The sequence below is a fragment of the Shewanella cutis genome (assembly GCF_022410515.1).
Taxonomy (GTDB): Bacteria; Pseudomonadota; Gammaproteobacteria; order Enterobacterales; family Shewanellaceae; genus Shewanella; species Shewanella cutis.
Genome location: NZ_JACSDI010000004.1, coordinates 208,979 through 234,963 on the forward strand (window position 1 = coordinate 208,979; position 25,985 = coordinate 234,963).

Annotated in this window: 22 protein-coding genes and 1 pseudogene; 12 read left to right on the plus strand and 11 right to left on the minus strand. The window is 48.1% G+C overall.

Translation table 11 applies throughout. From position 1 onward, the window contains the following. Window positions 1-57: 57 nt before the first annotated feature. The 3 genes from H9J30_RS09560 to purH form a co-directional block, all read right to left on the minus strand. The gene (locus tag H9J30_RS09560) at window positions 58-3,276 is read right to left on the minus strand and encodes an ImpA family metalloprotease (protein ID WP_240130816.1); all 3,219 of its coding nucleotides are present in this window, start codon (window positions 3,274-3,276) and stop codon (window positions 58-60) included. A gap of 177 nt (window positions 3,277-3,453) precedes the next feature. After that, window positions 3,454-4,752 (minus strand): phosphoribosylamine--glycine ligase, encoded by a 1,299-nt coding sequence (purD, locus tag H9J30_RS09565; protein ID WP_240130817.1) that lies wholly within the window; start codon window positions 4,750-4,752, stop codon window positions 3,454-3,456. A gap of 105 nt (window positions 4,753-4,857) precedes the next feature. Further along, window positions 4,858-6,471 (minus strand): bifunctional phosphoribosylaminoimidazolecarboxamide formyltransferase/IMP cyclohydrolase, encoded by a 1,614-nt coding sequence (purH, locus tag H9J30_RS09570; protein WP_240130818.1) that lies wholly within the window; start codon window positions 6,469-6,471, stop codon window positions 4,858-4,860. 335 nt (window positions 6,472-6,806) lie between these two features. Between purH and zntR the strand changes: the two genes are divergently transcribed. Together zntR and H9J30_RS09580 are read left to right on the plus strand one after the other, a co-directional pair. Further along, a complete protein-coding gene (zntR, locus tag H9J30_RS09575) occupies window positions 6,807-7,298 on the plus strand; it encodes a Zn(2+)-responsive transcriptional regulator (protein WP_240130819.1) in 492 nt (163 codons plus the stop codon). Window positions 7,299-7,300: 2 nt separating this feature from the next. Then, window positions 7,301-8,782 (plus strand): permease, encoded by a 1,482-nt coding sequence (locus tag H9J30_RS09580; RefSeq protein ID WP_240130841.1) that lies wholly within the window; start codon window positions 7,301-7,303, stop codon window positions 8,780-8,782. A gap of 87 nt (window positions 8,783-8,869) precedes the next feature. Here the strand turns inward: H9J30_RS09580 and H9J30_RS09585 are convergent, their stop codons facing one another. Continuing rightward, window positions 8,870-9,757 carry a prohibitin family protein gene (locus tag H9J30_RS09585; RefSeq protein WP_240130820.1) on the minus strand — a complete coding sequence of 296 codons (888 nt, stop codon included), beginning with the start codon at window positions 9,755-9,757 and terminating at the stop codon, window positions 8,870-8,872. 334 nt (window positions 9,758-10,091) lie between these two features. Here H9J30_RS09585 and H9J30_RS09590 point away from each other — a divergent pair, with 334 nt between their 5' ends. The 3 genes from H9J30_RS09590 to H9J30_RS09600 are packed head-to-tail and all read left to right on the plus strand — an operon-like array spanning window position 10,092 to window position 12,265. Continuing rightward, window positions 10,092-10,346, plus strand: a complete 255-nt coding sequence (locus H9J30_RS09590; protein ID WP_240130821.1) for a hypothetical protein — start codon at window positions 10,092-10,094, stop codon at window positions 10,344-10,346. Window positions 10,347-10,349: 3 nt separating this feature from the next. After that, window positions 10,350-10,640: a hypothetical protein gene (locus H9J30_RS09595; protein WP_240130822.1), complete on the plus strand. Its 291-nt coding sequence runs from the start codon at window positions 10,350-10,352 to the stop codon at window positions 10,638-10,640. A gap of 5 nt (window positions 10,641-10,645) precedes the next feature. Beyond that, complete coding sequence (locus tag H9J30_RS09600) at window positions 10,646-12,265, plus strand: PepSY-associated TM helix domain-containing protein (RefSeq protein WP_240130823.1); 1,620 nt, start codon at window positions 10,646-10,648, stop codon at window positions 12,263-12,265. A 71-nt stretch (window positions 12,266-12,336) separates the two neighbouring features. Here the strand turns inward: H9J30_RS09600 and H9J30_RS09605 are convergent, their stop codons facing one another. Beyond that, window positions 12,337-13,509: an MFS transporter gene (locus H9J30_RS09605; protein ID WP_240130824.1), complete on the minus strand. Its 1,173-nt coding sequence runs from the start codon at window positions 13,507-13,509 to the stop codon at window positions 12,337-12,339. 649 nt (window positions 13,510-14,158) lie between these two features. Here H9J30_RS09605 and H9J30_RS09610 point away from each other — a divergent pair. Continuing rightward, entirely contained in the window at window positions 14,159-15,559 is a 1,401-nt protein-coding gene (locus tag H9J30_RS09610) for a DASS family sodium-coupled anion symporter (protein WP_037413570.1), read from the plus strand. Window positions 15,560-15,625: 66 nt separating this feature from the next. On the opposite strand, the gene trxC is transcribed toward H9J30_RS09610, so the two are convergent. Continuing rightward, complete coding sequence (trxC, locus tag H9J30_RS09615) at window positions 15,626-16,048, minus strand: thioredoxin TrxC (RefSeq protein WP_240130825.1); 423 nt, start codon at window positions 16,046-16,048, stop codon at window positions 15,626-15,628. A 190-nt stretch (window positions 16,049-16,238) separates the two neighbouring features. Between trxC and H9J30_RS09620 the strand changes: the two genes are divergently transcribed. Next, on the plus strand, window positions 16,239-16,574 hold the full coding sequence (locus H9J30_RS09620) for an FKBP-type peptidyl-prolyl cis-trans isomerase (protein ID WP_011070807.1): 336 nt from the start codon (window positions 16,239-16,241) through the stop codon (window positions 16,572-16,574). On the opposite strand, the gene H9J30_RS09625 is transcribed toward H9J30_RS09620, so the two are convergent. From H9J30_RS09625 to H9J30_RS09640, 5 genes are all read right to left on the minus strand, one after another. Continuing rightward, complete coding sequence (locus H9J30_RS09625; protein WP_240130826.1) at window positions 16,571-16,993, minus strand: DUF1850 domain-containing protein; 423 nt, start codon at window positions 16,991-16,993, stop codon at window positions 16,571-16,573. The genes H9J30_RS09620 and H9J30_RS09625 overlap by 4 nt on opposite strands. Before the next feature lie 33 nt (window positions 16,994-17,026). Next, entirely contained in the window at window positions 17,027-19,060 is a 2,034-nt protein-coding gene (locus H9J30_RS09630; protein WP_240130827.1) for a TRAP transporter permease, read from the minus strand. 102 nt (window positions 19,061-19,162) lie between these two features. After that, window positions 19,163-20,119, minus strand: coding sequence for a TAXI family TRAP transporter solute-binding subunit (locus H9J30_RS09635; RefSeq protein WP_240130828.1), 957 nt, complete (start codon window positions 20,117-20,119; stop codon window positions 19,163-19,165). 493 nt (window positions 20,120-20,612) lie between these two features. Beyond that, window positions 20,613-20,735, minus strand: coding sequence for a hypothetical protein (locus H9J30_RS21610; RefSeq protein WP_011070811.1), 123 nt, complete (start codon window positions 20,733-20,735; stop codon window positions 20,613-20,615). Between the two features lie 317 nt (window positions 20,736-21,052). Then, window positions 21,053-22,546, minus strand: a complete 1,494-nt coding sequence (locus H9J30_RS09640) for a helicase HerA-like domain-containing protein (protein WP_240130829.1) — start codon at window positions 22,544-22,546, stop codon at window positions 21,053-21,055. 202 nt (window positions 22,547-22,748) lie between these two features. Here H9J30_RS09640 and H9J30_RS09645 point away from each other — a divergent pair, with 202 nt between their 5' ends. The 5 genes and pseudogenes from H9J30_RS09645 to H9J30_RS09665 all read left to right on the plus strand — a co-directional run bounded on the left by H9J30_RS09645 (window position 22,749) and on the right by H9J30_RS09665 (window position 25,832). Beyond that, complete coding sequence (locus H9J30_RS09645) at window positions 22,749-22,982, plus strand: hypothetical protein (RefSeq protein WP_011070813.1); 234 nt, start codon at window positions 22,749-22,751, stop codon at window positions 22,980-22,982. Between the two features lie 10 nt (window positions 22,983-22,992). Further along, window positions 22,993-23,418, plus strand: a complete 426-nt coding sequence (locus H9J30_RS09650; protein ID WP_240130830.1) for a hypothetical protein — start codon at window positions 22,993-22,995, stop codon at window positions 23,416-23,418. Between the two features lie 47 nt (window positions 23,419-23,465). Further along, window positions 23,466-24,344 carry a KPN_02809 family neutral zinc metallopeptidase gene (ypfJ, locus tag H9J30_RS09655; RefSeq protein WP_240130831.1) on the plus strand — a complete coding sequence of 293 codons (879 nt, stop codon included), beginning with the start codon at window positions 23,466-23,468 and terminating at the stop codon, window positions 24,342-24,344. 34 nt (window positions 24,345-24,378) lie between these two features. Further along, window positions 24,379-24,786 carry an NUDIX hydrolase gene (locus H9J30_RS09660; RefSeq protein WP_240130832.1) on the plus strand — a complete coding sequence of 136 codons (408 nt, stop codon included), beginning with the start codon at window positions 24,379-24,381 and terminating at the stop codon, window positions 24,784-24,786. Window positions 24,787-24,828: 42 nt separating this feature from the next. Next, a pseudogene (locus tag H9J30_RS09665) lies at window positions 24,829-25,832 on the plus strand (YecA family protein). The last annotated feature ends 153 nt before the right edge of the window (window positions 25,833-25,985 follow it).

Sequence of the window (25,985 nt, forward strand, 5' to 3'; positions counted from 1 at the left end):
AAAAATAAACCTCGCATTTGCGAGGTTTATTGGTTATTACATTTAAATTTCAATATCTTAAGGTTTTGTGCATTGGCTAGGTGAGCCAGTGCCTTTCCACAGTGTGCTGCTATCGCTAAGTGAAAGAGGAATAAAGGTTAGGCCCTGGCTCATGTTGGCGGGTGGTAAATCGGTTTCGAGTTCATACATGCCCATTGGCACAGAACCGAGAGTGGCGTTTGCCGTGACTTGCGCTACTGCAAGGCTGGAATAACGCAGCCCCAGCATGTCGAAATGGCTGCGCCAATCTTTACCTGTGAGTTTACTCAAGGAAACCAACATAAAGTCATTGCCCGGAATATCTCTGACGTTTTTACCACCGTAAACGCTGTGGCCATCGAAGGGGAACAAGTCAAAACCGAGTTTACTGCGGTTTGCCTCCCAATCGCTGGCGTTATTAGCGTATTTACCGAAAATACGGCTGTGCTGATACAGCAAGGTGAAAAGATTAAAACCATTAGCTAAGGTGGTGCCGTCACTCAAGGTCATGCCATGGGCCTTAAGTGCCATTTGTATATAAAACCCCATGCGATAGCCATTATGTACCGCATAATCATTACTTGCCCAAGGCGCGGTATATCGGTCTTCGCCTACATCTAGCACTTTACAGTTGGCACCAAAGACCACGCGTTTGCCACTGGTATCCGTCGTGCCTGCAGCATCGGACATAAACACATAGAAGAGATCTTTGTGATTCATATGGCCATCATTGATGGTGTTGGTATTACCATCACGCAGATAGTGAGTTTTCCATTTCACCACATAGGGGAAGATATTGTTGGAGTTTTCCCCTGCGCGGCTGCCATAGCCAGTCCAGTTGTCACGATTGGCTGCGGTGGCATATTGCACATTGAGGCGATTGGTTTGCAGATTATGCCCTAGCTCGTGGTTATCTCCCCAACCCGTGGGTGAAATATTCCAAGCGGCATCCCAAGGGTTACCGCTACAACCGGAGCCGCAGTGGGCATTTTGGTCATAGTTAGCATGTTGGATAATCGTGCGCGTGTGCAGACTGGCATCGGTGCAATCTTGCCCAAACAGTGCCTGGCAGTTTGAGAGTACATCGGTGGGTAACGACTCAGTTAAGCTCTTACCTTGGATCTTAAGTCCCGCTAAGGTGTAAACACTGTTGATATGGTCATCGACAATACTGTTAAGCAGCGCATTCACATCGGGTACATTACCGCCAATGGCATTCATAAAACGGTCGCGGCGTAAATGCTGCTCAGCGCCATCGGTGCGCAGATCTACATGGGGTAGCTCGGTGTTTTGAATGTTGTCATTGAAGGCGGTGATTTCAGCAGGATTGGAGAAATCCATAATACTTGGGTGCTTAGCCACATTCTGTGCATTGATATCGACACTGAGAGCGCCTTGACCGCCGCTGATATAAAGGTAAATTGGGCCACCATAGGGTGTTGAAAACTCAATGCTTTGTCCTTTAGCGAGTTTAATGCGTTGTTGTGCTAACTCAAGCGGCGCGCGATATATCTTTTGCTCAAAGGCGCGGTTGGTATTACGTCTATGATAATTGAGTTTAACTTCCACATTGGCATTGGTGTTATCCAAACGACTGAATTTGATGGTTTGCCCTGGTAAGGCGTACCAGCCGGTTGTTGTCCATTGGCCTGAGTAAGGCACTGTGATGGTTTTGCGCTCTGATACTGTGGCCGGATAAGCGTAGTGAGCATTGGTGCCTTTGCTGAGTTTTGTCTTGTCGATGACATATTCCCCTAAATCCGCTTGGGCAAGGTTACGCGTGCGGGCGTAGCTCACAGTCCAATCGGCAAACAAGGCCTGCTGCCATTGAGTGAACTCGCTGTAGGCGATGGGATAGTCAATTTCGCTACGGTATTTATCGGCGAGTAGTAAACCGGCTTTCATCAATGGGAAGTTAGTGCGACTAAACACATCAATGCCATTGCTATCTAAGGTTTCAGCGCTGCTGCGGTACCAGTCGGCACCCGCTTTAAAGGCCTCAACAAAGGCGCTGCTATTACAGCTCAAATAATTGCCGCCGCAGTCATTTAATACCTGCGTATCGAAGCGTTGTTCCCGCAAGTTAACAAGTAGTTTTTCGACATCTGTCAGTGCTTTATCTTCCGTCAGAATAGTGCTCACACTCAGATTATCTGCATTGAGTTTGGACCAATAGTTACCTGCGGTGGAGAGCCCCATTTCAAGGTAAAGGGGTGAGAGCATTGGGCTTTGATTACGCCAGTAGTTTGAGACTAGCAGCGGAATTCCTGCGGCCTTGGCTTTAGCAATTGCAGCTTGAATGCCTGCGTAACCTAGGTTGTCGCGGTCAATATCACTGATAACAATTAAATCTGGCTTTTGGTTATCAATGCAGCTGGCGAGGGCGCTGTAATCACAGCTATTGGCGGCATTGATACTGTGAGTATCTGGGTAGTACTTGCTTAGCCAAGTGCGGATCCCTTCGTTATGGGGGAAATACCAACTGTCGGCGCGACTCGGCATTTGTGCCGTGACTATGCTGAGGCCATCCTGTTGATCGCCACCTTTAGTCAGCCATGAGATGAGGTTTTTCAGCAGCACATCTGTCTGCGCAGAAGTGTTGACGCTAAACAAGTTGCCACCCATGGCGGCATAACGTTGTCCTTGCTGTTCACCCGCCATCACTAGGCCGCGCACGGCGCTGGCGCCACTGCCATCCACATTTGATGGCAGTAGGGTAAATGTGTTTTCCGGCATAAAGCTCGAAAAGGTAATGGAGTCGTGAGTCGGATGCCAGCTAATGCTGCTACCTACACCTTGATAGAGCTGGGTGATTTGCGCTTTACGTACCGCATCAATGCTTGCCAGTTTAGCGGTACTGAAGTCAATAAGCTCATTGGCGCTGGCAAGGCTATGATCTTGATGCCGAATGGCATTTTCTGCATTGCTGATAAAGGCTGGGGTAATAGCGCAATCTGCCGTCATTGCAGCTGTGGTGTAAGTTAACTCGGTTAATGAGCCGCCACAGCCGCTAATATTATCCAGTACAAAGCCCGCGTCCGCTTGAACACTAAAGCTGGCGCTTTTGCCCGAATCGACTTTTTGGCTTGCGGGAGTGAGTTTGCCACCCGCTACCTGACTGACACTGGCAGTATATTGGGTCACTGTCGGAGGCGGAACCGGTGGTGTGGGGGGGGTTGTGGTGCCCGTATCCTCAGATCCGCCCCCACACCCGCCAATGAGTAAGGCGATGGCGGCAGATATCAGTCTAATCTCCATAGGGAGTCCTTAATCTTTTAGGTAATTAACATTTATGCAGCATTGTATAGGAATAATCGTGACCAAAGTAGGGGTTTATGGGTAAAAACATATATAAATCATTGCCTTAATTTTGACTATCGTCAAAATTAAGGCATAAAAAAACCGGCTAAAGCCGGTTTTTTAGCAGGATTAAACTTAGTCCTGTTGTTCACGGGCGATGGCGCGATAGCCAATATCGGTACGGAAGTACACATCATCCCAGTGGATTTCATCAACCAGTTGATACGCGGCTTTTTGTGCTGCGGTGACTGTGTTACCTAATGCTGTGGCGCATAACACACGGCCGCCATTGGTGACCACATGGCCGTTTTTCATCTCAGTACCGGCGTGGAAGACCTTGGCATCGTTATTACCTAGGCTAAGGCCATCAATCACATCGCCTTTGCGATACTCATCTGGGTAACCGCCTGCGGCCAACACTACGCCAACTGCGGCGCGCTCGTCGTACTCGGCAGTGACTTTATCCAGCTCGCCACGGGTCGCGGCTAAACACAGCTCAACCAGATCAGACTTGAGGCGCATCATAATTGGTTGGGTTTCTGGGTCGCCAAAGCGGCAGTTGTATTCCAGTACTTTGGCGCTGCCGTCTGGTGCGATCATCAGGCCTGCATACAGGAAGCCAGTGTACACATTGCCTTCGGCCGCCATGCCATCCACTGTTGGGCGAATAACATTGGCAATCGTCCAATCGTGTACGCTTTGGGTGACCACGGGCGCAGGTGAGTAAGCGCCCATGCCGCCAGTGTTTGGACCGTGATCGGCATTATCGCGGGCTTTATGGTCTTGGCTGGTGGCCATGGCGAGGATATTCTTGCCATCGACCATCACGATAAAGCTGGCTTCTTCGCCTTTTAAGAACTCTTCGATCACCACGCGAGAGCCCGCATCACCAAACTTATTACCGGCGAGCATATCATCAATCGCCGCGTCCGCTTCGGCTTGATCTTGGGCAATGATCACGCCTTTGCCCGCCGCTAAACCGTCGGCTTTGATAACGACTGGGTAACCCGTCTTGCCCGTCAGCTCACGCACGAATGTTTTAGCGTCTTGGATTTCGGTACAGTTTTTATAACCTGCGGTTGGGATATTGTGGCGCGCTAAGAAGTCCTTAGTGAACGCCTTAGATCCTTCTAACTGAGCTGCCGCCTTGGTTGGGCCAAAAATCGGTAAACCCGCAGCGTTAAAGGCATCAACCACACCTAATACCAGCGGCGCTTCAGGGCCGACGATGGTGAGTTCGATTTGATTAGTTTTTGCAAAATCGAGCAGCGCAGGAATATCCGTCGCGCTGATGGCGACGTTTTCGATGTTGGGTTCAAGGGCTGTGCCCGCGTTACCCGGTGCAACATAGACTGTGTCTACCTGAGCCGATTGTGCCGCTTTCCAAGCTAGGGCATGTTCGCGGCCGCCGCCACCAATAACTAATACTTTCATGTTAAGTCATCCCTTTGAGTTTTAAATTCTTGTGGTTAGATTCTTATGTTCACTGAGTGCGATAAACGAAACAGCCAGCACTTGGCGTGCTGGCTGTAGGAGGCATTAGTGACGGAAGTGGCGCATGCCGGTCATCACCATGGCCATGCCGTGTTCGTCGGCCGCGGCGATGATTTCAGCATCGCGCATTGAACCACCTGGCTGGATGATGCAGCTGATGCCCGCTGCCGCTGCGGCATCGATACCGTCGCGGAATGGGAAGAAGGCATCGGACGCCATCACAGAGTTCACCACTTCTAAGCCTTCATCGGCAGCCTTGATACCCGCAATCTTAGCACTGTAGACGCGGCTCATTTGGCCAGCGCCGACACCGATGGTCATGCCGTCTTTAGCGTAAACAATCGCGTTAGATTTAACGAACTTAGCCACTTTCCAGCAGAACATTAAGTCCTTCAGCTCGCTCTCGGTAGGTTGACGTTTAGTCACGACTTTAATGTCATCTAAACCAACCATGCCTTGGTCGCGATCTTGCACTAACAAGCCGCCGTTAACGCGTTTGTAGTCTAAGGTTTTGGTCTTAGTATCCCATTGACCGCACTCTAACAGGCGCACGTTGGTTTTCTTAGCTACCACATCGCGGGCGCCTTGGCTCACAACTGGCGCGATGATCACTTCAACGAATTGACGTTCAACGATAGCGCTGGCGGTGGCTGCGTCTAACTCGCCGTTGAAGGCGATAATGCCGCCAAAGGCTGAAGTTGGATCAGTTTGATAGGCGCGGTTATAGGCATCGAGCAAGTCTTTACCCAGTGCAACACCACATGGGTTAGCGTGTTTAACGATAACGCAGGCGGGTTCACTGAACTCTTTCACGCACTCAAGGGCGGCATCGGTATCGGCGATATTGTTGTAAGACAAAGCCTTACCTTGCAGCTGAACGGCAGTGGCTACTGAAGCTTCATCGATCTTAGTGTCGACATAGAAGGCCGCTGTTTGGTGGCTGTTTTCACCGTAACGCAGATCTTGCTTCTTCACTAATTGAGTGTTGAAGGTGCGTGGGAACTTTGAGTCTTCGAAGCACTCATCAGTACTGTGTGCAGGAACCCTATGCATTGGAACCATAGTGCCGAAGTAGTTGGCGATCATACCATCGTAACCCGCTGTGTGTTCGAAGGCGGCAATCGCTAAATCAAAACGGGTCGCGTGAGTCGTGCTGCCATTGTTGGCGGCCATTTCAGCTAATACGCGGTTATAGTCGGCCGCATTTACCACGATAGTCACGTCTTTATGGTTTTTCGCCGCAGCGCGCACCATAGTCGGGCCACCGATGTCGATGTTTTCAATCGCATCTTCTAAGGTGCAACCGGCTTTAGCAACGGTATCGGCAAAGGGGTAGAGGTTAACCGCAACCAAATCGATTGCATTGATGTTGTTGGCGGCCATGACATTTTCATCAAGACCGCGACGCGCCAAAATGCCGCCATGCACTTTCGGGTGCAGAGTTTTAACGCGGCCATCCATGATCTCAGGGTGTCCTGTATAGTCAGATACTTCGATAACAGGCACACCGTTATCCGCTAACAAGCGAGCGGTGCCGCCCGTTGACAGCAGTTCAACGCCTTGGGCGTGTAATGCTTTGGCGAATTCGAGAATTCCGGTTTTATCTGAAACGCTTAACAGCGCGCGACGAATGGGTCTGGCATGATTTGCAACAGTCATTTGGGTACAGGGTCCAGTTATTTTAGTTTCAAGGATCTTTCGGAAAACAGAACAACTTCAATCGGTTCTGCTTTCCAAAAGCCCCTTGGTCCTACTTATATTTTTTGTCCCAGCGTCAGGCGCGCGTATTCTACCGTAAAACGGGATTTACGGGTGTTTTTTCTGCGCGATTTCACAATATTGATATCAGAACAAAGTGCAATGGTTTTTGAGTGCGGTATAAAGTTAAAAATAGCCCTTGACCTTGGAGTAGGCTCCAAGGTTTATACTCGCTCTATCATATTGGTTGTCAGTGTTGCTTGAGATGATGCGAGTAAAACTGCAAAGGATTAACTATGTACCGAATTGGTGAGTTAGCCGATTTATGTGAGGTTAAGGCCGATACCCTCAGATTTTATGAGAAACACGGCCTGCTTGCGCCTTCGAGCCGTACCGACTCTGGCTATCGGGTCTATACCGATGCCGATGCGGCGAGGTTGCGTTTTATTCTGCGGGCGAAGGCCGTGGGTTTTACCTTGAGTGAAATCAGTGAGTTGTTATCTATCGACCTCGACAAATCCAATTGGGCCTGTGCCGATGTCAAGGGCATGGTTGACCTCAAGTTGGCGCAGGTGCAGGCGAAGATTGCCGAGTTACTGCATTTTCAAACCAGTTTGCAGAGTTTATCGGATGCTTGCTGTGGCGGGCCGCGTAGCGCCGAACATTGCTCGATTTTAGAAGCGCTGGAGTCGAGTACCGAGCGAGTTCGGTTTGAGCATGACCATGGGCAAGGCTCCCATTCAGAGCATGTACATATTGCTGCAACAGCAGATAAATCAGGGGATTAATGATGTTACTGAACAATTTTATCGATCTATTTTTAGATTCCGCCCCTTGGCTGTTGCTTGGGTTGGTTTTAGCAGGATTGCTGAAGGTATTTGTGCCCATGGCATGGATGCAAAAACAGCTAGGCGGACATGGGTTTAAAACTGTGGTCAAGGCGGCATTATTAGGCGCACCTTTACCGCTGTGCTCTTGCGGGGTAATCCCCGCTGCCGTGGGGCTGCGCCGCTCTGGTGCATCGAAAGCGGCAACCACTTCCTTTTTAGTCTCCACCCCCGAAACAGGGGTCGATTCCGTAACGGTTTCCTATGTCTTGCTCGGCCCTTTTATGGCAATAGTGCGGCCAATTGCGGCGATCACCAGTGCTATTGTTGCGGGCTTATTGGTTGGCCGTGATGATGACGATGGCAAACCTGCGGCTAAGGCCGAGGCCCAGTTAGACAAGGCTCAGTCAGACAAACCATTAGCTAGCAGTACTCCTGTTGCTTCATGCTGCGCTTCTAAATCTTCGGCGCAACCTGCGATGATAAAAGCCGAAGCGGTGCAAAGCTGCTGCTCATCGACCAAGGTGCCTGCAATCACGCCTGTCAAATCTTCCTGCTGCGGCAGTGATAACGCGAAAGTGCCATCAACCGAGCCGAAAATCAAAATGACGCCGATGGCTACACCGAGCTTAATGGCGGCTTCCTCCAGTGTGATGGCTGGTCAAACGTTTGGGGCTGTGGCAAAGGTGAGTCCTGTTAAGAGTGAAAGCGCGGGTTCATGTTGTGGCATGCAAACGGCTGAGCCTGAAAAATTGGTGGTAGTGAAAAAAGGCGCCTGCTGCAGCACAAGCTCGCAGGTTGCTGACAAGCCTCAAGGTGAAAGCTGCTGCGCCTCTACGCAAGATATGGCGACGGAGCTTAAGTCTGAGTCTGTGATTGCGCGGGTAGGGATTGGCCTTAAATATGCCGCAACAGATCTAGTGCGTGATACTACGTTATGGTTGCTGGTGGGGTTATTCTTTGCGGCGTTAGTGCAGACTTATGTACCTACTGACTTTTTAGCTAAGTGGGGCGATGGATTGCTAGCGATGCTGGTGATGGTACTGGTATCAGTGCCTATGTACATTTGCGCCACGGCTTCGACACCGATTGCGGCGGGCTTGTTACTCGCTGGCGTGTCACCCGGTGCTGTATTGGTGTTTATGTTAGCGGGTCCTGCGACCAATATCGCCACCTTAGGCGTAGTGACCAAGGAGCTGGGTAAGCGTGCGCTCTACGGTTATCTTGGCGGTGTATTAGGGGTTGCCTTAGTTGCTGGCGCGTTGGTGAATTATTTGGTTGCTACCTTTGGTTTTAAAGTAATGCCGCTGATCGGTGAACAGCATCAAATGTTACCTGAGTGGCTAGTCGCCACCTCTGGTATCGTACTGGCGTTGTTGATGGCGAAAGTGGTGTTTGAGAAGATCCCAAGAAGCTGGTTACGCCGCAGCGATTGCTGTTCTTAATCTATCTCACCCTAGGTCATCGAATAACGAAAAATCCCAGTGTTAGGGTTAACACTGGGATTTTTTATTGTCGGGTTAAACCTAAGGTTAGTTGCCTTTTTTCGCATCGATAAAGGGCAGTGTGCCGGTTGGTAAGACGGTAGTTGGCAGTTTTCCATCCCACTTCTCGGCCTTGGTGAGTTCGACAAGGTTTTGATTTTGTGCCAGTGCCTCGGCGCGGCTCTTAATGGCCGAGGCTTCAGCATCCCCTTTGATACGGATACTTTCGGCTTCGGCTTTCGCGCGAGCCAGTTGCGAATCGGCTTCCGCCTGAGCTTGGGTCACGGCGATTTGGGCACTGACTCTTTCTTTCTCAAGGTTTTGCAGTTGGGTTTGTACTTCAACTTCGGCGCGCATTCTGTCTTCGACGGACTTCTCATAGGCGTTAGAGAAGTCGATGTTTTCAATTTGTACAGAGGTGATCTCGATGGGCCCTTTCACCGATTGGGTGATGGCATTGGTCACATCGATACCAAATTTAACCCGCTCCTGCACCACCGAAATTGCAGTGTATTTACCAAAAATGTTCTCGACTTGCGTTGGCACTTGGCGGTCAAGCAAGCGAGCCACCATGGCATCGATACTCTTAAAGTTGGCATAGACTTCTTCGACACGATCCGGCGGTACGTTAAAAGTTACCGAGGCATTGAGTGTCGCAGGTTGCTGATCGCGGCTATAGGCTTGTAATGAGCTGTAGCTGGTGGTGTGGGTTTGGGTTGAGATTTTGACGACTGTATCAAACAGCGGCATTTTAAAACCTAACCCTGGCTCGGCGGTGCCAATGATTTTACCGTTTCGCAGAATAACCCCGCGCTCACCTTGGTCAACCGTGTACCAACTGCCAAAGAGTGAGATGAATAGGATGAGTAAAATCACTAAAGGAATGATTTTAGACAGGCCAAAGGAACTTGGCAGGTTGAGTTCATTTTTTATCATTTAGCTTCCTTTGCTAGGGTCGTCGAGATGGGTTTGGAGTGGGCGCGGATCGTGTTGATGACTATTTATATCGAGACGAAACGGTTGCTGCAAAATGTATCTTAATGGTTGACAACAGGCAACAACTAGGTGTCTGGGTTGTAGCGCTGTGACTGAACTACCATAACCTATGCTTACAGTGTAAATCTTATTGCGAATTATTCTCACCAATACTAGAGTCCTGAAATTCAAATTCTTCCATAGCTTTCATGCGCTTATATTTTTACAGGATGTACAGCAAGCATAGGCAAATGGACTCGAGTGCTAACGCTTTGTGGTGAGAGGATAAACTCCTGTGTTGCAACTTATATTTCTGTTAGCGACGCTGTTGGCCTGTTTGTTATTTTATGTGACCAACAAGCAGCAAAAACTGTTTGCAAGTTCCCTTCCTCAGCGGCCTTGGCGTTTACTCGCCTATGGTTTTGCCTTTGCCAGCTTAATCGGTTGGCTCAGTCTATTTACCCTTAGCGCCGCGATTTTTATTTGGTTAGCCCTGTTGATGTTATTGACGGGGTTAGTGCCTTTTCTCTCGCTTATCGGGCGGAAATAACTCATGGCACGTTTAGCTGAGCAGGACAAATTACAACCCGACTGGTGGACTAAGTCTCTAGCGGGATTGATTTTAGGATTTACTTTAGCGCTTGGATTGGTGGGGTTATTTGCCTGGTTTGGCCCGGGCGGTATCGATGCTGATACCAAAGTGCAGTTCAACATGTGGCTGATAACGCCTATCTGGTTATTGATCTTAAGTTTTAGCTTTATGTTTAAAACCGGACTCAGGGCAATTGGCTACTTGAGCTTGTTTAACGTATTGACTTATATAGTGTTATATACCTTTAGGTGACAAGGATGAAAGTTCGCAGTGATGTGTTACGGGTGTATCAGTCTATCCATATTTGGACTGGTATCATCGCTGGAGTCGTATTGTTTATTGGCTTTTATGCCGGCTCGCTCACCATGTTTAAGGGTGCGATTGACGCTTGGTCAATGCCGCCAGCCCTGACCTTGCCTCAAGTGCCCACCGAGAAACTGGATGACTTAGTCGCGCAGGTATTAGCGCAGGATGATAAGGCCAAAATCGGTTTTAGTTTGCACTTAAATGATGAGCATCAATCGCCGATGACTTGGTATCAACAGGGCTCGGAGCGTGAACTTAGCATGAGTCACCAGCTTTGGCATGCCAGTCTTGACGAGCGTGGGCAATTAGTCACTCAACTAAGTACGCCCAGTGAGTTGGCTGAACTGATTGACCAATTGCATCGCACCGCAGGGATTGCTGGCGAAGTCGGCCACGATCAGGCCGGTGTCTATGTGTTGGGGATAGCCGCCGTTTTATACTTCTTGGCATTGGTTTCTGGGGTGATTTTTTTACTACCCACCTTAACCAAAAGCTTTTTCGCCCTGCGCAAAGATAAGGGTGAGAGCCGTTTTTGGCTCGATGCCCATAATTTAGTGGGGATTACCAGCCTGCCGTTTCATCTAGTGATATGTGTAACTGTGATTGTGTTTGCCTTCCATGATCAGCTTTACGATGGGCTTAAGCATATGGTTTATGGTGAAAAACCATTATTTGCCCAATCGGCACCCGACAGAACGCCCTATACACTTGCCGATTTGCCTAAGATCACAACGGTACTGACTAAAGTGCAGGAGTTGGCTCCTGACTATCAAGTTCATGAAATGACCTTTATGAACTTGGATAATCCCCGTGCGACCTTGCGGCTAGGCTTATATAACCCCAATGGTTTTATGCGTGGACCTGTCACTGATTACTTATATCTGCATCCCTATAGCCTTAAGGTATCCAATAGCACTATTGACCAAAGTGACAAGGGGATTTGGGCCAGAACAGTCGCGGTATTCTTTGGATTACACTTTGGCAGTTATGGGGGCGACCTCGGGCGCTGGGTGTATTTCTTTTTAGGTTTGAGCGGTGCTTTTTTATTTTACAGTGGCAATTTGCTGTGGCTGGAAAAGCGTCGTAAAAAGTTGGCAACTGAGCAAACCCGTGCCTGCCGTTTAATGGCCAGCGCCACAGTGGGGATTTGCCTTGGCTCTGTTGCCGCTTTAGCGGTAAGTATGCTGCTGGGTAAATGGTTATATGTACACGTTGGCAATATTAACCACGTCTATTTGTGGCTCTATTATCTGGTGTTTGGATTGCTGGTGGCTTTCGCCTTTTGGCGTGGTGCAGCCAAGGCGGCGCTAGTGATTTTGCCTTTGTGCGCCTTGGCTACATTGGCGATGCCAATCACGTCTTTAGTTGCGGTAATCGCGCCAAGTTTAGGCTTATGGGCACCTTATTCTGCGGCAACTTTAGGCGTCGATCTGGCGGCCTTGGCCTTTAGCGGGATGTTCTTTTATGGTTACAAGCTTACTCGCCATCGGGTGTTTAATGGGCCGCAGGACAGTGTCTGGGCCATTCCCGCCAAAGTGCCTGTGGCAGAATTAACCCAACAAACATCGTAATCACAATGGGCGCAGTTATCGGCGCCCATTGCTATTCACAGGGGGAGAGACTTAACATTAACGGCTCTGGACTAAGCCTTCGCAGTGGGTAGGCGAGCTTTACTTCGGGCCAGTAAGTGTGCACTGAGGTAGCAAGCCGTGACTAAAAAACTTGCGGCTAAATACAGTGGTAAGCCATGTTCTATATCATCAAAACGACTGGCGGCAACGGGGCCGATAACCGAACCCACAGAATAGCTTAGCAACATAATCTGAGTGGCGGAGACGATTTGGCTGCTGGGCAGATGATCGCAGGCCAGACTGATGGCGATGGGGTAGAGGGCAAAGGCGCAGGCGCCGAGTAACACAAAACCCAACCATAATCCCACAAGCGATGTTTGCATCAGTAACAACAGCGCTGCGGCACCCACTAAGCAAAAGGCGGTCATCAACACACTCTTTTGAATGCGGGGAGATAAATAGCTCACTAAGGGCTGAACTATCATGCCGCCCAAGATAATTAGCGCCATAAATTGCCCCGTCTGCTGCGCAAAACCCATGTCCCGCGACACATACACAGGCAATAGGCCGTAAATGGGGCCGAGTAATAATCCTGAAACTAAACAGCCTGCAATGGCGGGTTTACTCAAGGTTTTTAGGTCGGAAAGGGCAATGGAGTGTTGTTCACTGGACTGTGGTTGGCCACGTTTAACCAACAGTGCAGGTAAACTGGCGGCGGCCAGCAAACCTATTACCACCAAGTAGGGTAAATTACCCGTGGTACCTAAATAATCTACGGCGAGTTGCCCAATGGCGGTGCCGCCGTAGAGGGCAGTCATGTATAGGCCTAAACGTTTTGCCCTTTGTTTTTGGGTATCGGCCATCAGTAACCAGGATTCAACTACCACAAAAATCCCCGCCACGGCGATGCCGGCAATCAAGCGTGCTGCTAACCAAACACTGCTCTGTGGCAGCAAAACCATCACCACAACGCTGCACAGTAAGATATTTAAGAACAAAATAAAGGCCTTACTGTGCCCTATGCGGCTGACAATCGGTGCAATACAAGGTGCGCCCAGTAATAAGCCAAGGTAGAAAATACTCGCCAGCCAAGGTGCAAGATCAAGGCTTAGATCAAAGTAAGTGAGTGAGAGTGGGATCAAACTCATCAAGTAGCCTGACGCCAAGGCAAATAGACTGAGTCCAGCCACTGGAACAAATAGCCCTGGCTTTTGATTGGGTTGAGCTAACAGCATATTTTCCACAAGCGGTACCAAACAGGTAAAAAAATAAACAGGCGGCGAGGTTGCGAGCGCGACTTTAGGCTGGATTGCTCACAGGGTAAAGTGAGTAAGATTGACTGAGATGGTGAATAATATTTGTGTTTATTATTCATATAGATATTGAAGTTTAAATGTTGTTGGTTTGGGTGGAAAAGCAACATGTAACGCGTTGTTTGGTGATCACTTACTTATCAGAACGAACAAAATCTAATCTCGAAATATTAACACGCTCTGGTGCTCATAAGCTTTGTTATTAGCGATGAAAAGTCAGTTGGATGATTATCTGGATGTTATGCAATTAATTAGCACTTTATATTGTTAAAAATTAATATTAAATTAAGGCTTTTATCACTTTGAATTACGCTATGATTTGATCTTTATCACAGTTTTAAATATTTATTTAGTTACAGCTTTATCAAACTTTTGCAGTATTTTTATCCGTTTGAAAGTTTTGTTCATCACTTGAGATCAAAAATAGGTGGTTTTTATCGAGAAAATGGTTTTTTTGCGTTTTAAGTCTTAGCATTTTGTTGTTGCTATGTAGCTAAAGTACAAAATAAACTGCTTTTACTAGTGTGACCTATGCCCTAAATTTGCTAGAAAAAATAATGGTATGAAGGTAGTAGTCACCATGTCCTTAACGCAATCAACGTCGGTTCCCCCTAATCATTCGCCCGCCAATACTGGGCTTGAAAAGAAAAACATGCTGGTCCTAATGGCGGATATTGTGCTGCTATTTGCACTGTATTACGGTTTACCCTTTGAGCAGGGCGTGAATACGGGGCTTGCGATTTTAGTCTTTGCGGCCATTCTGTGGTTAACCGAAGCGATTCATATCAGTATTACTGCGATTTTAGTGCCTATTTTGGCGGTATTCTTTGGGGTATTTGAAACCAAAGAGGCCATGAGTAACTTTGCCAATCCAATTATCTATCTGTTTTTCGGTGGTTTTGTGCTTGCAGCTGCATTGCACAATCAAAAGATTGATACCTTAATCGCGCAAAAATTGCTGCTGGCCTCTAAAGGCAAGCTGAGTATTGCCTGCTTAATGTTGTTTGGGGTAACTGCGCTGCTGTCGATGTGGATCAGTAATACCGCAACCACGGCAATGATGCTGCCACTGGCACTGGGAATTTTGCAGCAATTAGATCGTAAAACCTATCACAGTACCTATGTGTTCCTATTATTGGGGATTGCCTATTCCGCTAATATCGGCGGTATTGGTACTTTAGTCGGCAGTCCGCCCAACGCGATTGCCGCAGCGCAGGTGGGGTTAAGTTTTAGCGATTGGCTAAAATTTGGCATTCCAACCGTGATCTTAATGCTCCCTATGATGCTCATTGCGCTCTATTGGTACTTTAAGCCAGACTTGTCGGCCAAATGCGAGCTTGCACTTGAAGATCAAAAGCTCACGTTCCAAGGAAAACTGACGCTGGTTATCTTCCTTGCGACCGTATGTTGCTGGATTTTCAGTGTGCCGTTGGCAAAAGCGCTTGGCGGAATAACCCAGTTTGATACCGTCGTTGCACTCGGTGCTGTGGTATTACTGGCGGGGCTCGGTTTAGTTGGTTGGAAGAAGATTGAATCGACCACTGACTGGGGCGTGTTGATTTTATTCGGTGGCGGTTTGACCTTGAGTGCCGTGCTCAAAACTACCGGTACCAGTGTGTTCCTCGCGCACTGGATGACGGATATTTTTGGCAGCACCCACATGTCGCTGTTTGTGTTTGCGGTGATCGCCTTTGTGGTAATGCTAACCGAATTTGCCAGTAATACCGCGAGTGCGGCGCTGTTAGTGCCTGTATTTGCGGCCATTGCCGAAGCATTGGGGGTATCCCCCGTCATGCTATCCGTGCTAATTGGTATTGCCGCATCCTGCGCCTTTATGTTGCCAGTGGCGACGCCGCCTAACGCCATTGTTTATGGCTCTGGCCATATCAAGCAGTCGGAAATGGTGCGAGTGGGCATGATAGTTAACTTCCTCAGCATGATAGTGCTGGGCATTATTGCTCACACCTTCTGGGAAGTGTAATCGCCTCTGATTCATCCAAATAAAAATACCCAGCTTAGCTGGGTATTTTTATGGGCGAAGCACACATTAACTATAACGTTTTAACCATTGATCGAACGCTGGCTTAGGTAAGGCGCCAGCTTGCTGCGCGAGGAGTTGTCCCTGCTTGAAAATCATTAAGGTGGGAATGGAGCGAATATTAAATTGAGCCGCAAGGGATTGTTGTTCTTCAGTATTAATCTTACCGAAGCGGAACATTGGCTCCCATGCTGTTGCGGCATCAGAAAATATAGGCGCAAAACTTTTACAGGGGCCGCACCAACTTGCCCAAAAATCAACAACTATGGGTAACTCTGATTTTTGGGCATGATTAATAAAATTGGTGCTTGTGAGTTCAATAGGCGCCGCCGCAAACAGCTCCTGTTTGCATTTGCCGCAGGTTGGCTGCTCAGTTAACCGCTCTTGGGGCACGCGGTTTAAGGTGTCACAGTGGGGGCAAGCAATAATCATAATCTGGCTCCTAAGCTCGGGGATGATCTAGATATGGGGTTGAATAAGTGGAATTTAAAGGAGGATAGGATCAAGCAAGATTGGTATAAGCCACAAAATTCCCACTGCACGCCGACAAGTAGGAGTGCCGATGTTAGAATAGACACTTTGATAAATCACTGTGTTGAGTGAAGAGTAAGAGATTAATTAAATGACTGAATTAGAAATAATCGATCTGGTTGTCGGTGATGGAAAAGAGGCTGTAAAAGGCGCGTTGATCACTACCCAATACCGCGGTTTCTTGCAGGATGGTACGCAGTTCGATTCCTCCTATGACCGTGGTCAGGCATTTCAATGTGTGATTGGGACTGGCCGAGTGATTAAAGGCTGGGACCAAGGGATTATGGGGATGAAAGTGGGCGGCAAACGCAAGTTATTGGTACCCGCGCATTTAGCCTACGGCGAGCGCCAAGTTGGGGCTCATATCAAACCCAATTCTGATCTCACCTTTGAAATTGAATTGCTTGAAGTGCTAACGCGCGACTAATCCGGATACTGGGGAGTGCTTGTCAGCTCGCATCCCCAAACTTCTACTTTTGCCTGCTGTTTTTCAGGTTTGCCAATCCAGTGCGCCAGTGGATAACAGCTTGCTTCACCTTTATTGTTGGCAAAACATAAGTCATAGTCACCCGCTTCCGGCGTTCGGCCCAAGGTTAGCTTGGGCAGTGTTGGCAACTTAGGTTGATAATGCCAACTACCATTGCTAAACACTGCATTATCGGGGGGGTCCATACCCGCACCTGTGCCTTTCACTCTGGCTTCAACTAACACTAAGCCTTGTGGTTTGAGCTGATAGTCTTCTTCCCAGCGGATTTTTTCGATGCTGTGGTTCCATGCGAGGGTGAACTGCTCTGTGGGCACTTGTGCCCACAGTGTGCCGGCTAGGCCTAAACATAGGCCTAGCATCTTATTGCCTTACCTTTGCCTAAGCTCAAACTCTTACCCCTGCTCGGCAAGACGTTTCAACTTGCGCGATCTAAGGCTGTGCTGCACGATAAACAGTAGCGCCAGTCCAAAGCCTATTTCATCACTCAAAGGGGTGGCAAGGATCAAACTGCCCCCCGCAAGGAAGCCGATGACCCTCTCCCACAGATACAGCTTTTGCAGCAGGTAGCCGGTAAAGACCACTCCCCAAATTCCAATCGCGACAGTGACTTTGATCAGTACATAAATAGTGGCCAACCAGCTATCGCTTTGCAGCATTAGTGCTGGATCGTAAACCGCCATAAAAGGGATAACAAAGCCCGCGATAGCAATACGAATCGCCCACAGACTGATCTTAAATCCCGACTCCTTTGCAATCGGCGCGGCCGCAAAACAGGCTAAGGCAACGGGTGGTGTTAAGTCAGCCATAATCCCAAAGTAAAACACAAACATATGTGAGACGATCAGCGGCACGCCTAAATCCAGTAACGCGGGTGCGGCAATTGAGCTGGTAATAATGTAGTTAGGGATGGTGGGGATTCCCATGCCTAATACCAGACAAGTGAGCATGGTTAATACTAGGGATAAGAACAGGTTATCCTGCCCCACAGCGAGAATATAGCTGGCAAAAGTAGAAGCAATCCCCGTGAGCGAGACAATACCGATGATCACCCCTACTAAGGCGCAAGCAATCCCAACTGGTACAGCATGGCGCGCACCTTCAACCAATGCATGTAAGCAAATGGTCAGAGTATCTTTACCGCCTTTGATAAACCAACAAATGACAACGAGTATGGCAATGACCCCAAATACTACGCCAATCCCCATCTGAAAGAAGCCCGCGCACAGCACGCCAAGGGCAATCCAAAAGGCAAAACGTAAGGCATTAGAAGGCAGGCGCAGCACAATGGCTGAGCCTAAGATCACTATCGAGGTCAGCGCTAAGCCGACCATGCCAGAGAACAGCGGCGTTCTACCGGAAAACAGCAAGTAAACCAAAATAAACAATGGAATAAGCAGATACCAGCGCTCTTTAACCGCCGCCCAAGGATCGGGACATTGATCTTTAGGCAAACCACAAAGATTGGCGCGTTTGGCTTCTAAATGCACCATCCAAAAAACGGAGCAAAAATACAGTAACGCTGGCAGCAAGGCGGCTTTGGCAATTTCAATAAACGGCACGTTAATGGTTTCAGCCATGATAAAGGCAACCGCGCCCATAATGGGCGGCATGATTTGGCTACCCATACTGGAGGTGGCCTCCACACCGCCGGCAAAGGCGGGACGGTAACCAAAGCGTTTCATCAGAGGAATGGTAAATTGCCCAGTGGTCACCACGTTGGCGACGCCCGAGCCTGTGATAGTCCCCATCATCGCCGAAGAAACTACGGCGACTTTGGCCGGGCCACCCAGTTTATGGCCGAATAAGCCCATTGCAAAATCGGTAAACAAACGGATCATGCCTGCTTGTTCTAAAAAGGCGCCAAATAGAATAAACAGGAAGATATAGGTGGCCGACACATAGGTTGGTGTGCCGTAGAGCCCTTCGGTACCAAAGGATAATTGATTGATAATTTGGTCAACGCCATAGCCTCGGTGCATTAAGTCACCGGGGAGATATTGGCCGAATAAACCATAGGCCAAGAAAATACAGCAAATGATCGGTAATGCCCAACCCATCACCCGCCGCGCGGCTTCAAACACTAATACAATCAAAATAATACCCATGACCATATCGGCATCGGTGAGTTCGCCTGAGCGCTGGATCAAGTCGGCCTCAAAAATCCATTGATAGGCGGCCGTTGCCATGCCCGCAAGGCCAAGCAGCCAAGCTAAGGGTTGCCAAGGTCGAGCTTTGCCCGCCGCCGGATAACTTAAAAAAACGACTAAAAGTAAAAAGCCAACGTGGGTTGCCCGCAGCACTTGGGTTGATACGGGGTGGAATGCGGCGGTAATGATTTGAAAAATCGAGAAAATAAGTGCCGTATAAAACAGCGCTTTGGGCCAGTCACTGGTGCTTGCACCTAGGCCTTGTTCGGAATCGCTCATATTTATGTCTCACAGCATTAGACGACAGAGGGCGACGCAGCACTCGGGTGCATCACCCAAGTGCTTCGCTGGAAAAGGGTCGCACAGATTGAGGTTACCCCCTTAGAGTGCGCCAACTTCTTTGAAATAACGCTCCGCACCTGGGTGCAGTGGTGCAGGCAGGTTTTTGGTCGCTTTGTCTAATTGAATGGCTTTCGCCGCAGAGTGCGCGTTACCGAGACGATCTAAATGCTCAAACATCAGTTTAGTCATCTGATAGGCTAAATCGTCTGACACGCCTGTTTGAGTAACAAATAGGTTTTGAATGGCAACTGTTGATACATCGTCAGTTTGGCCTTCGTATGTCGCCGCAGGGATCACCCCATGTTGATAGGCGGGGTTATTGATTTTGAGGATGACATCTTCGGGGACTTCAACAAAGTTGATTGGCATAGTTGTCGCCAAATCGCGAATTGCAGCCATACCCAAGCCTGAGGATTGTAAGGTTGCGTCTAACTGACGGTTTTTAATCAGCTCAACGGATTCGGCGTAAGGTAAAAACTCTACCTTGCCCATATCCTCATAACGTAAACCTGCCGCTTTGAAGATGGCGCGAGCATTGAGTTCTGTACCCGATTTAGGCGCACCGACAGAAATACGCTTACCTTTTAAATCGGCTAAGGTTTTGATACCTGATTCTTTACTCGCGACAATTTGAATATAGTTAGGATAAGCCGCCGCGAGTACACGAACCTTATCTAACGGTTTTTTAAAGCCAGCCTCGGAATCTCCTTGGTAGGCTGCAGCCACCGAATCACCTAAGGCTAATGCTAATTCACCTCGACCCGCTTGGAGTAAGTTAAGGTTTTCAACCGAGGCTTTTGTGGCTTGCACAGAGGTCTTTGCGCCTTCAATGCCCGAGCCGTAAAGCTGCGAAAGTGCCACACCAATGGGGTAATACACACCACTGGTGCCACCGGTCAAAATATTGATAAAGGCTGGCGCGGCCGCCATAGTGGCTGCACTGAGTGAGAGGGTGAGAGCGGCGCCCACGGCGATAAAACGTTTATTGATTTTCATGCTAAAATATCCTTATTTATTATTGTGTTATATAGGGTTAATTAAATCGGTATCGTTGATAAGTTATTCAAGTCACAGACCTTATATACCCAAATCTGTTCAAAATACAAGCTTTAACACGCCTTTCGATACAAGCTAGACGGTGAGTTTTTACGGCTAATGTGTCGAGTTAATCGGGGTAACCATAAGTCGATAATGCGTAGATTACATCTGTATCTAGGAACATATCGGCGAGTGTGTTGCGTTCAGGATGTGTAGATTTGGGTGAAGAAAACCATAGCAAAAACCTCAAGCATTGTAGATGTTGCTTTAGTCTAGGTGACTTTCTAAATATAAGGCGCTATAGCCGGTATGCACTTAAAAATCAGTTGGTTAATTTTTTACGGCATAAATCGTCAGTAGGCAGGTGCAAATAAAAATAACTCAATAAAAAGGGCTAACCGCAGTTAACCCTTAATCAAGATATTGGAGTGCACCCTAAAGTGTCACAATATTACTTAACGTTATCGAGGAGACCCTTAGTCGCATTTTTGGCGTGCTTTGCAGCGCGTTTTTCCTTCATCGACATTAACGGCTTTTTCTTGGCCTCTTTGCGATTTTTTTGCTCTTTACTCATAGTTAACTCCATGTACTTTCAGTGGTTGTTCATCAGGCTAATCATGTAAGCCATTTGCGTAAAACCCGTTCCATGATGTCCTGATTAAAGCGAAACGTTTAAACTCGAATTACACCATTTTTAAATCACAACTATTTAAAACGATAGGTAATTTATTTGAATTTGTTTGCCTCTCTGAGCTGTACTCGCAAAATAATCTTATCACCTAAATCCTAAGGAAGATCCACTCGCTGCTTAGAATAATTCACGCTAATGCTAGTGCGAATCTGTATATAAAATATGCGAATCAGAACACGGTATTTACAAATTTCATCAATTTACCTACGGGTCGATTTTCCGAGTATGCCGCCGAGTAATCCGCGTAAAATTTGTTTCCCGAGTTGATTACCAACAGTTCTTGCCGCTTGTTTGGACAAGGTTTCGGCTAAACCTTGGCGGCGTTTATTACCAAAAATCAGTTCACTCAACCATCCTTGCTCAGCCTCATTCGTGGCTGGCGAATGTGTTGTTTGTGCAGTATTGGCGCCATTCGTTTCGTCGGTATGTCGTTGATTCAGTCGCTCATAGGCAGATTCGCGATTGATTAAGGTATCGTATTTACCGCCTATTGGACTCTGGGCGCGGATTGCGACTAATTCTTCTGGGCTTGCGGGCCCCATGCGGCAGCGTGGTGGTGCTATTAAGGTGCGCTCCACCATAGTCGGCACGCCTTTCTCGGCGAGTGTCGAGACTAAAGCTTCGCCCACGGCGAGTTGTGAAATTACTTCGCTGACCACCAATTTAGGATTGGGCACAAATGTCTCTGCCGCGGTTTTAACGGCTTTTTGATCCCTTGGCGTGTAAGCCCTGAGGGCATGTTGGATGCGATTGCCGAGCTGACCTAAGATCTCGTTGGGAATGTCGTCCGGAAATTGCGAGCAAAAATACACGCCGACGCCCTTGGAGCGGATAAGCCGCATAATTTGCTCTATGCGTTTGAGCAAACCTGCAGGGCAGCCCTCAAATAATAGATGCGCTTCATCAATAAAGAAGACTAATTTTGGCTTATCGAGATCGCCAACTTCGGGAAGATTTTCAAACAGTTCTGACAATAACCAAAGTAGAAAGCTAGAATAGAGGTTTGGGGTCAAGATGAGTTTATTGGCGGCTAACAGGTTGATAATGCCGCGGCCTTGCAAGTTAGTGCGCATTAAGTCTTCGAGTTGCAATGCTGGCTCGGCAAGAAAGTCTTTGCTGCCATCGCGTTCTAAACCAAGCACTGAGCGTTGAATCGCTGCGAGGGATTGGGCACTAATCAGCCCATATTTGGCGGAGACTTCCTTACGCTCATTGGCTACTAAGTTCAGCATCGCGCGCAGATCGTCAAGGTCAAGTAACAATAAACCTTGGTCATCAGCTAGTTGAAAAACGATGTCTAAAATACCGCTTTGGGTGTCGTTGAGCCCAAGTATGCGACCAAGCAAGGTGGGACCCATTTCACTAACAGTGGTGCGCAGCGCATGTCCTTGAATCCCTGCTAAGTCCCAGAACACGACGGGATTAGCCTCGGTTTGATAACCCTCAACCCCGATTTCAGCGGCCCTTTTTAGTAGCTTATCGTTTGGAGTACCTGCAACCCCGAGTCCTGAAATATCGCCTTTGATATCGGTGATAAATACTGACACCCCTTGGCGCGAGAAACCTTCGGCTAGGGTCATCAGCGAAACGGTTTTGCCTGTGCCTGTGGCGCCAGCGATAAGTCCGTGGCGGTTGGCATATTTAAGATTTAAGTGAACCTGTTGCTCACCTTTACCTAAGAGTAGAGTATTCAAGCGCAGTCCTTGTCTTCATTAATGCCGTAATGAATCGATGGAGCATCGATCGTGGCTGGATAAAAAATCATCATCCAGTGTTTGCCTTTCGTGGATCTGTGTCAATATCGTTGAGCACATAATCGATACAGCTCAAGTAAAGCTTGGCAATGTTAGTTTGGCTAAGTGTAGTTATTTTGTAGCATTTGTTGAGGTGCCGAAGATGAAAACCCCATTGATTATGTTAGTCTTGTCGACATTATTGTTGACTTCTGGCTGCGCTGAGTTGGCCTGCTCCGCAAGGACGGATGTCGACCCCTATGAGCCCATGCTAGATAAGCAGCGCTGCGTGGCGGAGGCGGATAAGCAGTTAGCTGCCTATGAAAAGGCCAAAAAAGCCGAAGAGGAACAACAGCTTAAAGAAGCTGTGGATCGGGCGATTAAACAACGTCAATAAAAGGATTGGTATGAAGGGAGCGGGAGGAACACAGGGCGGCACTGGCCAGTTTTTTATTGGACTTGCCATGATGTGTGCAGGATTCTATCTATTATTCAATGCGATACAGGTAAGTTCCAGTTTTGGGCTAGGTTACGGCCTCTACCGCATGAATGCCTTTGGACAGGGATTATCGATCACCACAGGTATGGTAATGCTGCCGTTTATCCTCGGGATAGTGATGGTGTTTTTTGATGGCAAGACTAAGCTCGGTTGGCTGCTTACCTTAGGCGCGTTAGTCGCCTTAATTGTTGGCGTGATAAGCTCGATTCAGTTTCACTTTAAAGCCATGTCGGCCTTCGATTTGATCGTGATTTTAGTGTTAGCCTTTGGTGGGCTCGGGCTGTTTTTGCGCTCGTTAAAAGCGGCGCCTACTGAGCAGAATGATCCCAAATAACGGCTAAACTGAAATGTCTATTGCATACCCATAGCCGAGGAAATCCAATGCGTTGGCGTGACAGTGATCGCAGCTCCAATATCGAAGACAGACGGGACCAACAGATGGCCTCCGCGGGTGTGCCCAGTGCGCTCCTGCTTAGGTTATTGCCTTTTCTGCTGCAAACTAAAATCGGCCGAGTGATATTGCTACTAGGCGGGTTATATTTTGCGTTTCAATACTTTACTGGCGGATTATCCCTCGAGCCGAGTAATCAAGCGGGATTTAGTCAGTCACAATCGGCCAGCAATGCAGCGGCTCAAGATGAAAATGCCCAGTTTGTGGCGGCGATTCTCGGCACGACGGAAACCGTTTGGAATCAATTGCTACAAGGGCGATATGTCGAACCTAAGCTAGTGCTTTATCGCAATATGACCTCAACCGGATGCGGTTTGGGGCAGGCGCAATCGGGGCCTTTTTATTGTCCTGCTGATAGCAAAGTCTATATCGATTTGAGTTTTCTCGAGGAGTTGAAAAAACTCGGAGCACCGGGGGATTTCGCCTTCGCCTATGTTATCGCCCACGAGGTCGGTCACCATGTACAAAACCTACTCGGCACCAGCACTAAAGTGCGTCAGGCCCAGCAAGCTGCTGGCAAGGCGCAGGCCAATCAACTGAGTGTTGCCCTCGAATTGCAAGCCGACTGTTACGCTGGCGTGTGGGGGCATTATGTCGATAGACAGCTCAATTTGCTTGAGCCTGGCGATGTAGAAGAAGGCATTGCCGCCGCTAGTGCTGTGGGTGATGATCGCCTGCAAAAAATGGCGGGTCGCGCCGTGCAACCCGAAGCCTTTACCCATGGTAGCTCGGCTGACAGAGTGAAATGGTTTAATATCGGCTTTGCCTCCGGCAAACCTGCCAGCTGTAATGCTTTTAATAGCAAATAGCGAGCTGGTAATCGCGCCAACGTAGGATGGGTAGATGGCATTTGAAGATAGGTTTCGGCTCAGTAGTCATGCAGTTATCACCAATGAATTAGGGCAAGTGCTGCTGCTCAAAGCGAACTATGGCAATTTTGCTTGGGGTTTACCCGGCGGCGCCTTAGAACCAGGAGAGACCATTCACGAAGCGCTGCTGCGCGAATGCCAAGAGGAATTGGGATTAGAGGTGAGCATTCACTATCTTAGCGGCGTGTATTATCACAGCGTCTATCAATCCCAAGCTTTTATCTTTCGTTGTGAGTTTGCATCTGCCGATGCGCTGATTCGCTTAAGCCATGAGCACTCTGCGTTTGCCTTCCATGATGTCGACACGCTTAGCGCGGTTCAGCAGCAAAGAATCAAAGATTGCCTTAATTTCAATGGTGTTGTCGTGAGTGCAAAGTTTTGAGGTGTTGTCAGTAGGTATCTACAACAATAAAAAGATACAGTAATGAAACTCGGTCGTAACGATCCTTGCCATTGTGGCAGCGGTAAAAAATTTAAACGTTGTTGTATGAGCAGCGTATCCAGGCAGCATGCCCAAGTGTTCGATGATGCTGAGGCCATGTTGGCAATGAACCCAAATTTGAGCCTTGATGAACTCAACGCCGCTTTACAACACAAAGTTCAGGATCGCAATAATCAACCTCATCCCGATTTTGTGGCGTAACACCAACGCAAATGGCCAATTGGCTTTATGCGCTGTTTGAGCAATTACAGTGGGTGAAAATCAGCACACCAGACTCTCTTTCAGCCAGTCCTGTGATGCGTTATCTAGCGCTAATTATTGATGAGGCCATGGCACAAGAAGGCTCATTCAAAGCCACAAGTAAAGGCAACTTAACGACTAAGTTGGTTAAACAGGCCAGTGAATTATTGCCTGAGCTTGCCGTTGCTCAGTTTCCAATAAATATTAGCATCAGCGAGTTTGCGGGCAGTAACGAAGATAAATTTAATGCCTTGCACTACACCCGAGTACTGGCTGACATTAGCGGAATTATTTACCTGCGCAGCGGCCGTTATCATGTTAAAAAGTCAGTGCAAAAGCATTATTAAGCCTTAGGAATACAGGCATTTTTTAAACCTATGTTAGAGGCCGCCATCAGCAAATATAACTGGGGGTATTTGGACCGTTTTGAATACGATATCGACTTGCGACCCTTTTGGCTGTTTATGCTGTGGCGCATTCAGAGCCCAAATAGTGTGGATCAGCTGGTTGAAGAGGTGATGACGGCTTTCCCCGATTTATTGCTGGCATTCCCTACGGATGATTACTTCTCGCCAGAAAGAAGTTTAAGCATGCTCATCGAATCAAGATTTATTGAGCGATTTTTACAGTTTTGGGGATTTTTGATCATTGAGCCAAGGCGTTACAAAGACGCTGAACCGATCGGCAGAGTTGTTAAGGTACAGCCTTTGTTAAAACAAACTTTTCAATTCACCATTAACGCATAGCAAGGCCATCGTGAGCGAATATCAATACTATAAATTCGAGCGTCTGGATGGCTACTTAGATGCTAAGGCGCACCAAGCACTCAGAACCTATCAAGCCGTGCAGACATCACAGCTACGGTATTACACCTACAGTGACTTAAAGGCGGAACCTTC

Bases quoted from the DNA above. Each gene is read 5' to 3' on its own strand.
- H9J30_RS09625 (WP_240130826.1), bottom strand. From the start codon at position 16,993: ATGCTAGGCCTATGTTTAGGCCTAGCCGGCACACTGTGGGCACAAGTG.
- ypfJ (WP_240130831.1), top strand. From the start codon at position 23,466: ATGCGTTGGCGTGACAGTGATCGCAGCTCCAATATCGAAGACAGACGG.
- purD (WP_240130817.1), bottom strand. From the start codon at position 4,752: ATGAAAGTATTAGTTATTGGTGGCGGCGGCCGCGAACATGCCCTAGCT.
- H9J30_RS09610 (WP_037413570.1), top strand. From the start codon at position 14,159: ATGTCCTTAACGCAATCAACGTCGGTTCCCCCTAATCATTCGCCCGCC.
- H9J30_RS09660 (WP_240130832.1), top strand. From the start codon at position 24,379: ATGGCATTTGAAGATAGGTTTCGGCTCAGTAGTCATGCAGTTATCACC.
- purH (WP_240130818.1), bottom strand. From the start codon at position 6,471: ATGACTGTTGCAAATCATGCCAGACCCATTCGTCGCGCGCTGTTAAGC.
- H9J30_RS09630 (WP_240130827.1), bottom strand. From the start codon at position 19,060: ATGAGCGATTCCGAACAAGGCCTAGGTGCAAGCACCAGTGACTGGCCC.
- H9J30_RS09650 (WP_240130830.1), top strand. From the start codon at position 22,993: ATGAAGGGAGCGGGAGGAACACAGGGCGGCACTGGCCAGTTTTTTATT.
- H9J30_RS09635 (WP_240130828.1), bottom strand. From the start codon at position 20,119: ATGAAAATCAATAAACGTTTTATCGCCGTGGGCGCCGCTCTCACCCTC.
- H9J30_RS09580 (WP_240130841.1), top strand. From the start codon at position 7,301: ATGTTACTGAACAATTTTATCGATCTATTTTTAGATTCCGCCCCTTGG.
- trxC (WP_240130825.1), bottom strand. From the start codon at position 16,048: ATGATTATTGCTTGCCCCCACTGTGACACCTTAAACCGCGTGCCCCAA.
- H9J30_RS09560 (WP_240130816.1), bottom strand. From the start codon at position 3,276: ATGGAGATTAGACTGATATCTGCCGCCATCGCCTTACTCATTGGCGGG.
- H9J30_RS09620 (WP_011070807.1), top strand. From the start codon at position 16,239: ATGACTGAATTAGAAATAATCGATCTGGTTGTCGGTGATGGAAAAGAG.
- zntR (WP_240130819.1), top strand. From the start codon at position 6,807: ATGTACCGAATTGGTGAGTTAGCCGATTTATGTGAGGTTAAGGCCGAT.
- H9J30_RS09645 (WP_011070813.1), top strand. From the start codon at position 22,749: ATGAAAACCCCATTGATTATGTTAGTCTTGTCGACATTATTGTTGACT.
- H9J30_RS09585 (WP_240130820.1), bottom strand. From the start codon at position 9,757: ATGATAAAAAATGAACTCAACCTGCCAAGTTCCTTTGGCCTGTCTAAA.
- H9J30_RS21610 (WP_011070811.1), bottom strand. From the start codon at position 20,735: ATGAGTAAAGAGCAAAAAAATCGCAAAGAGGCCAAGAAAAAGCCGTTA.
- H9J30_RS09595 (WP_240130822.1), top strand. From the start codon at position 10,350: ATGGCACGTTTAGCTGAGCAGGACAAATTACAACCCGACTGGTGGACT.
- H9J30_RS09600 (WP_240130823.1), top strand. From the start codon at position 10,646: ATGAAAGTTCGCAGTGATGTGTTACGGGTGTATCAGTCTATCCATATT.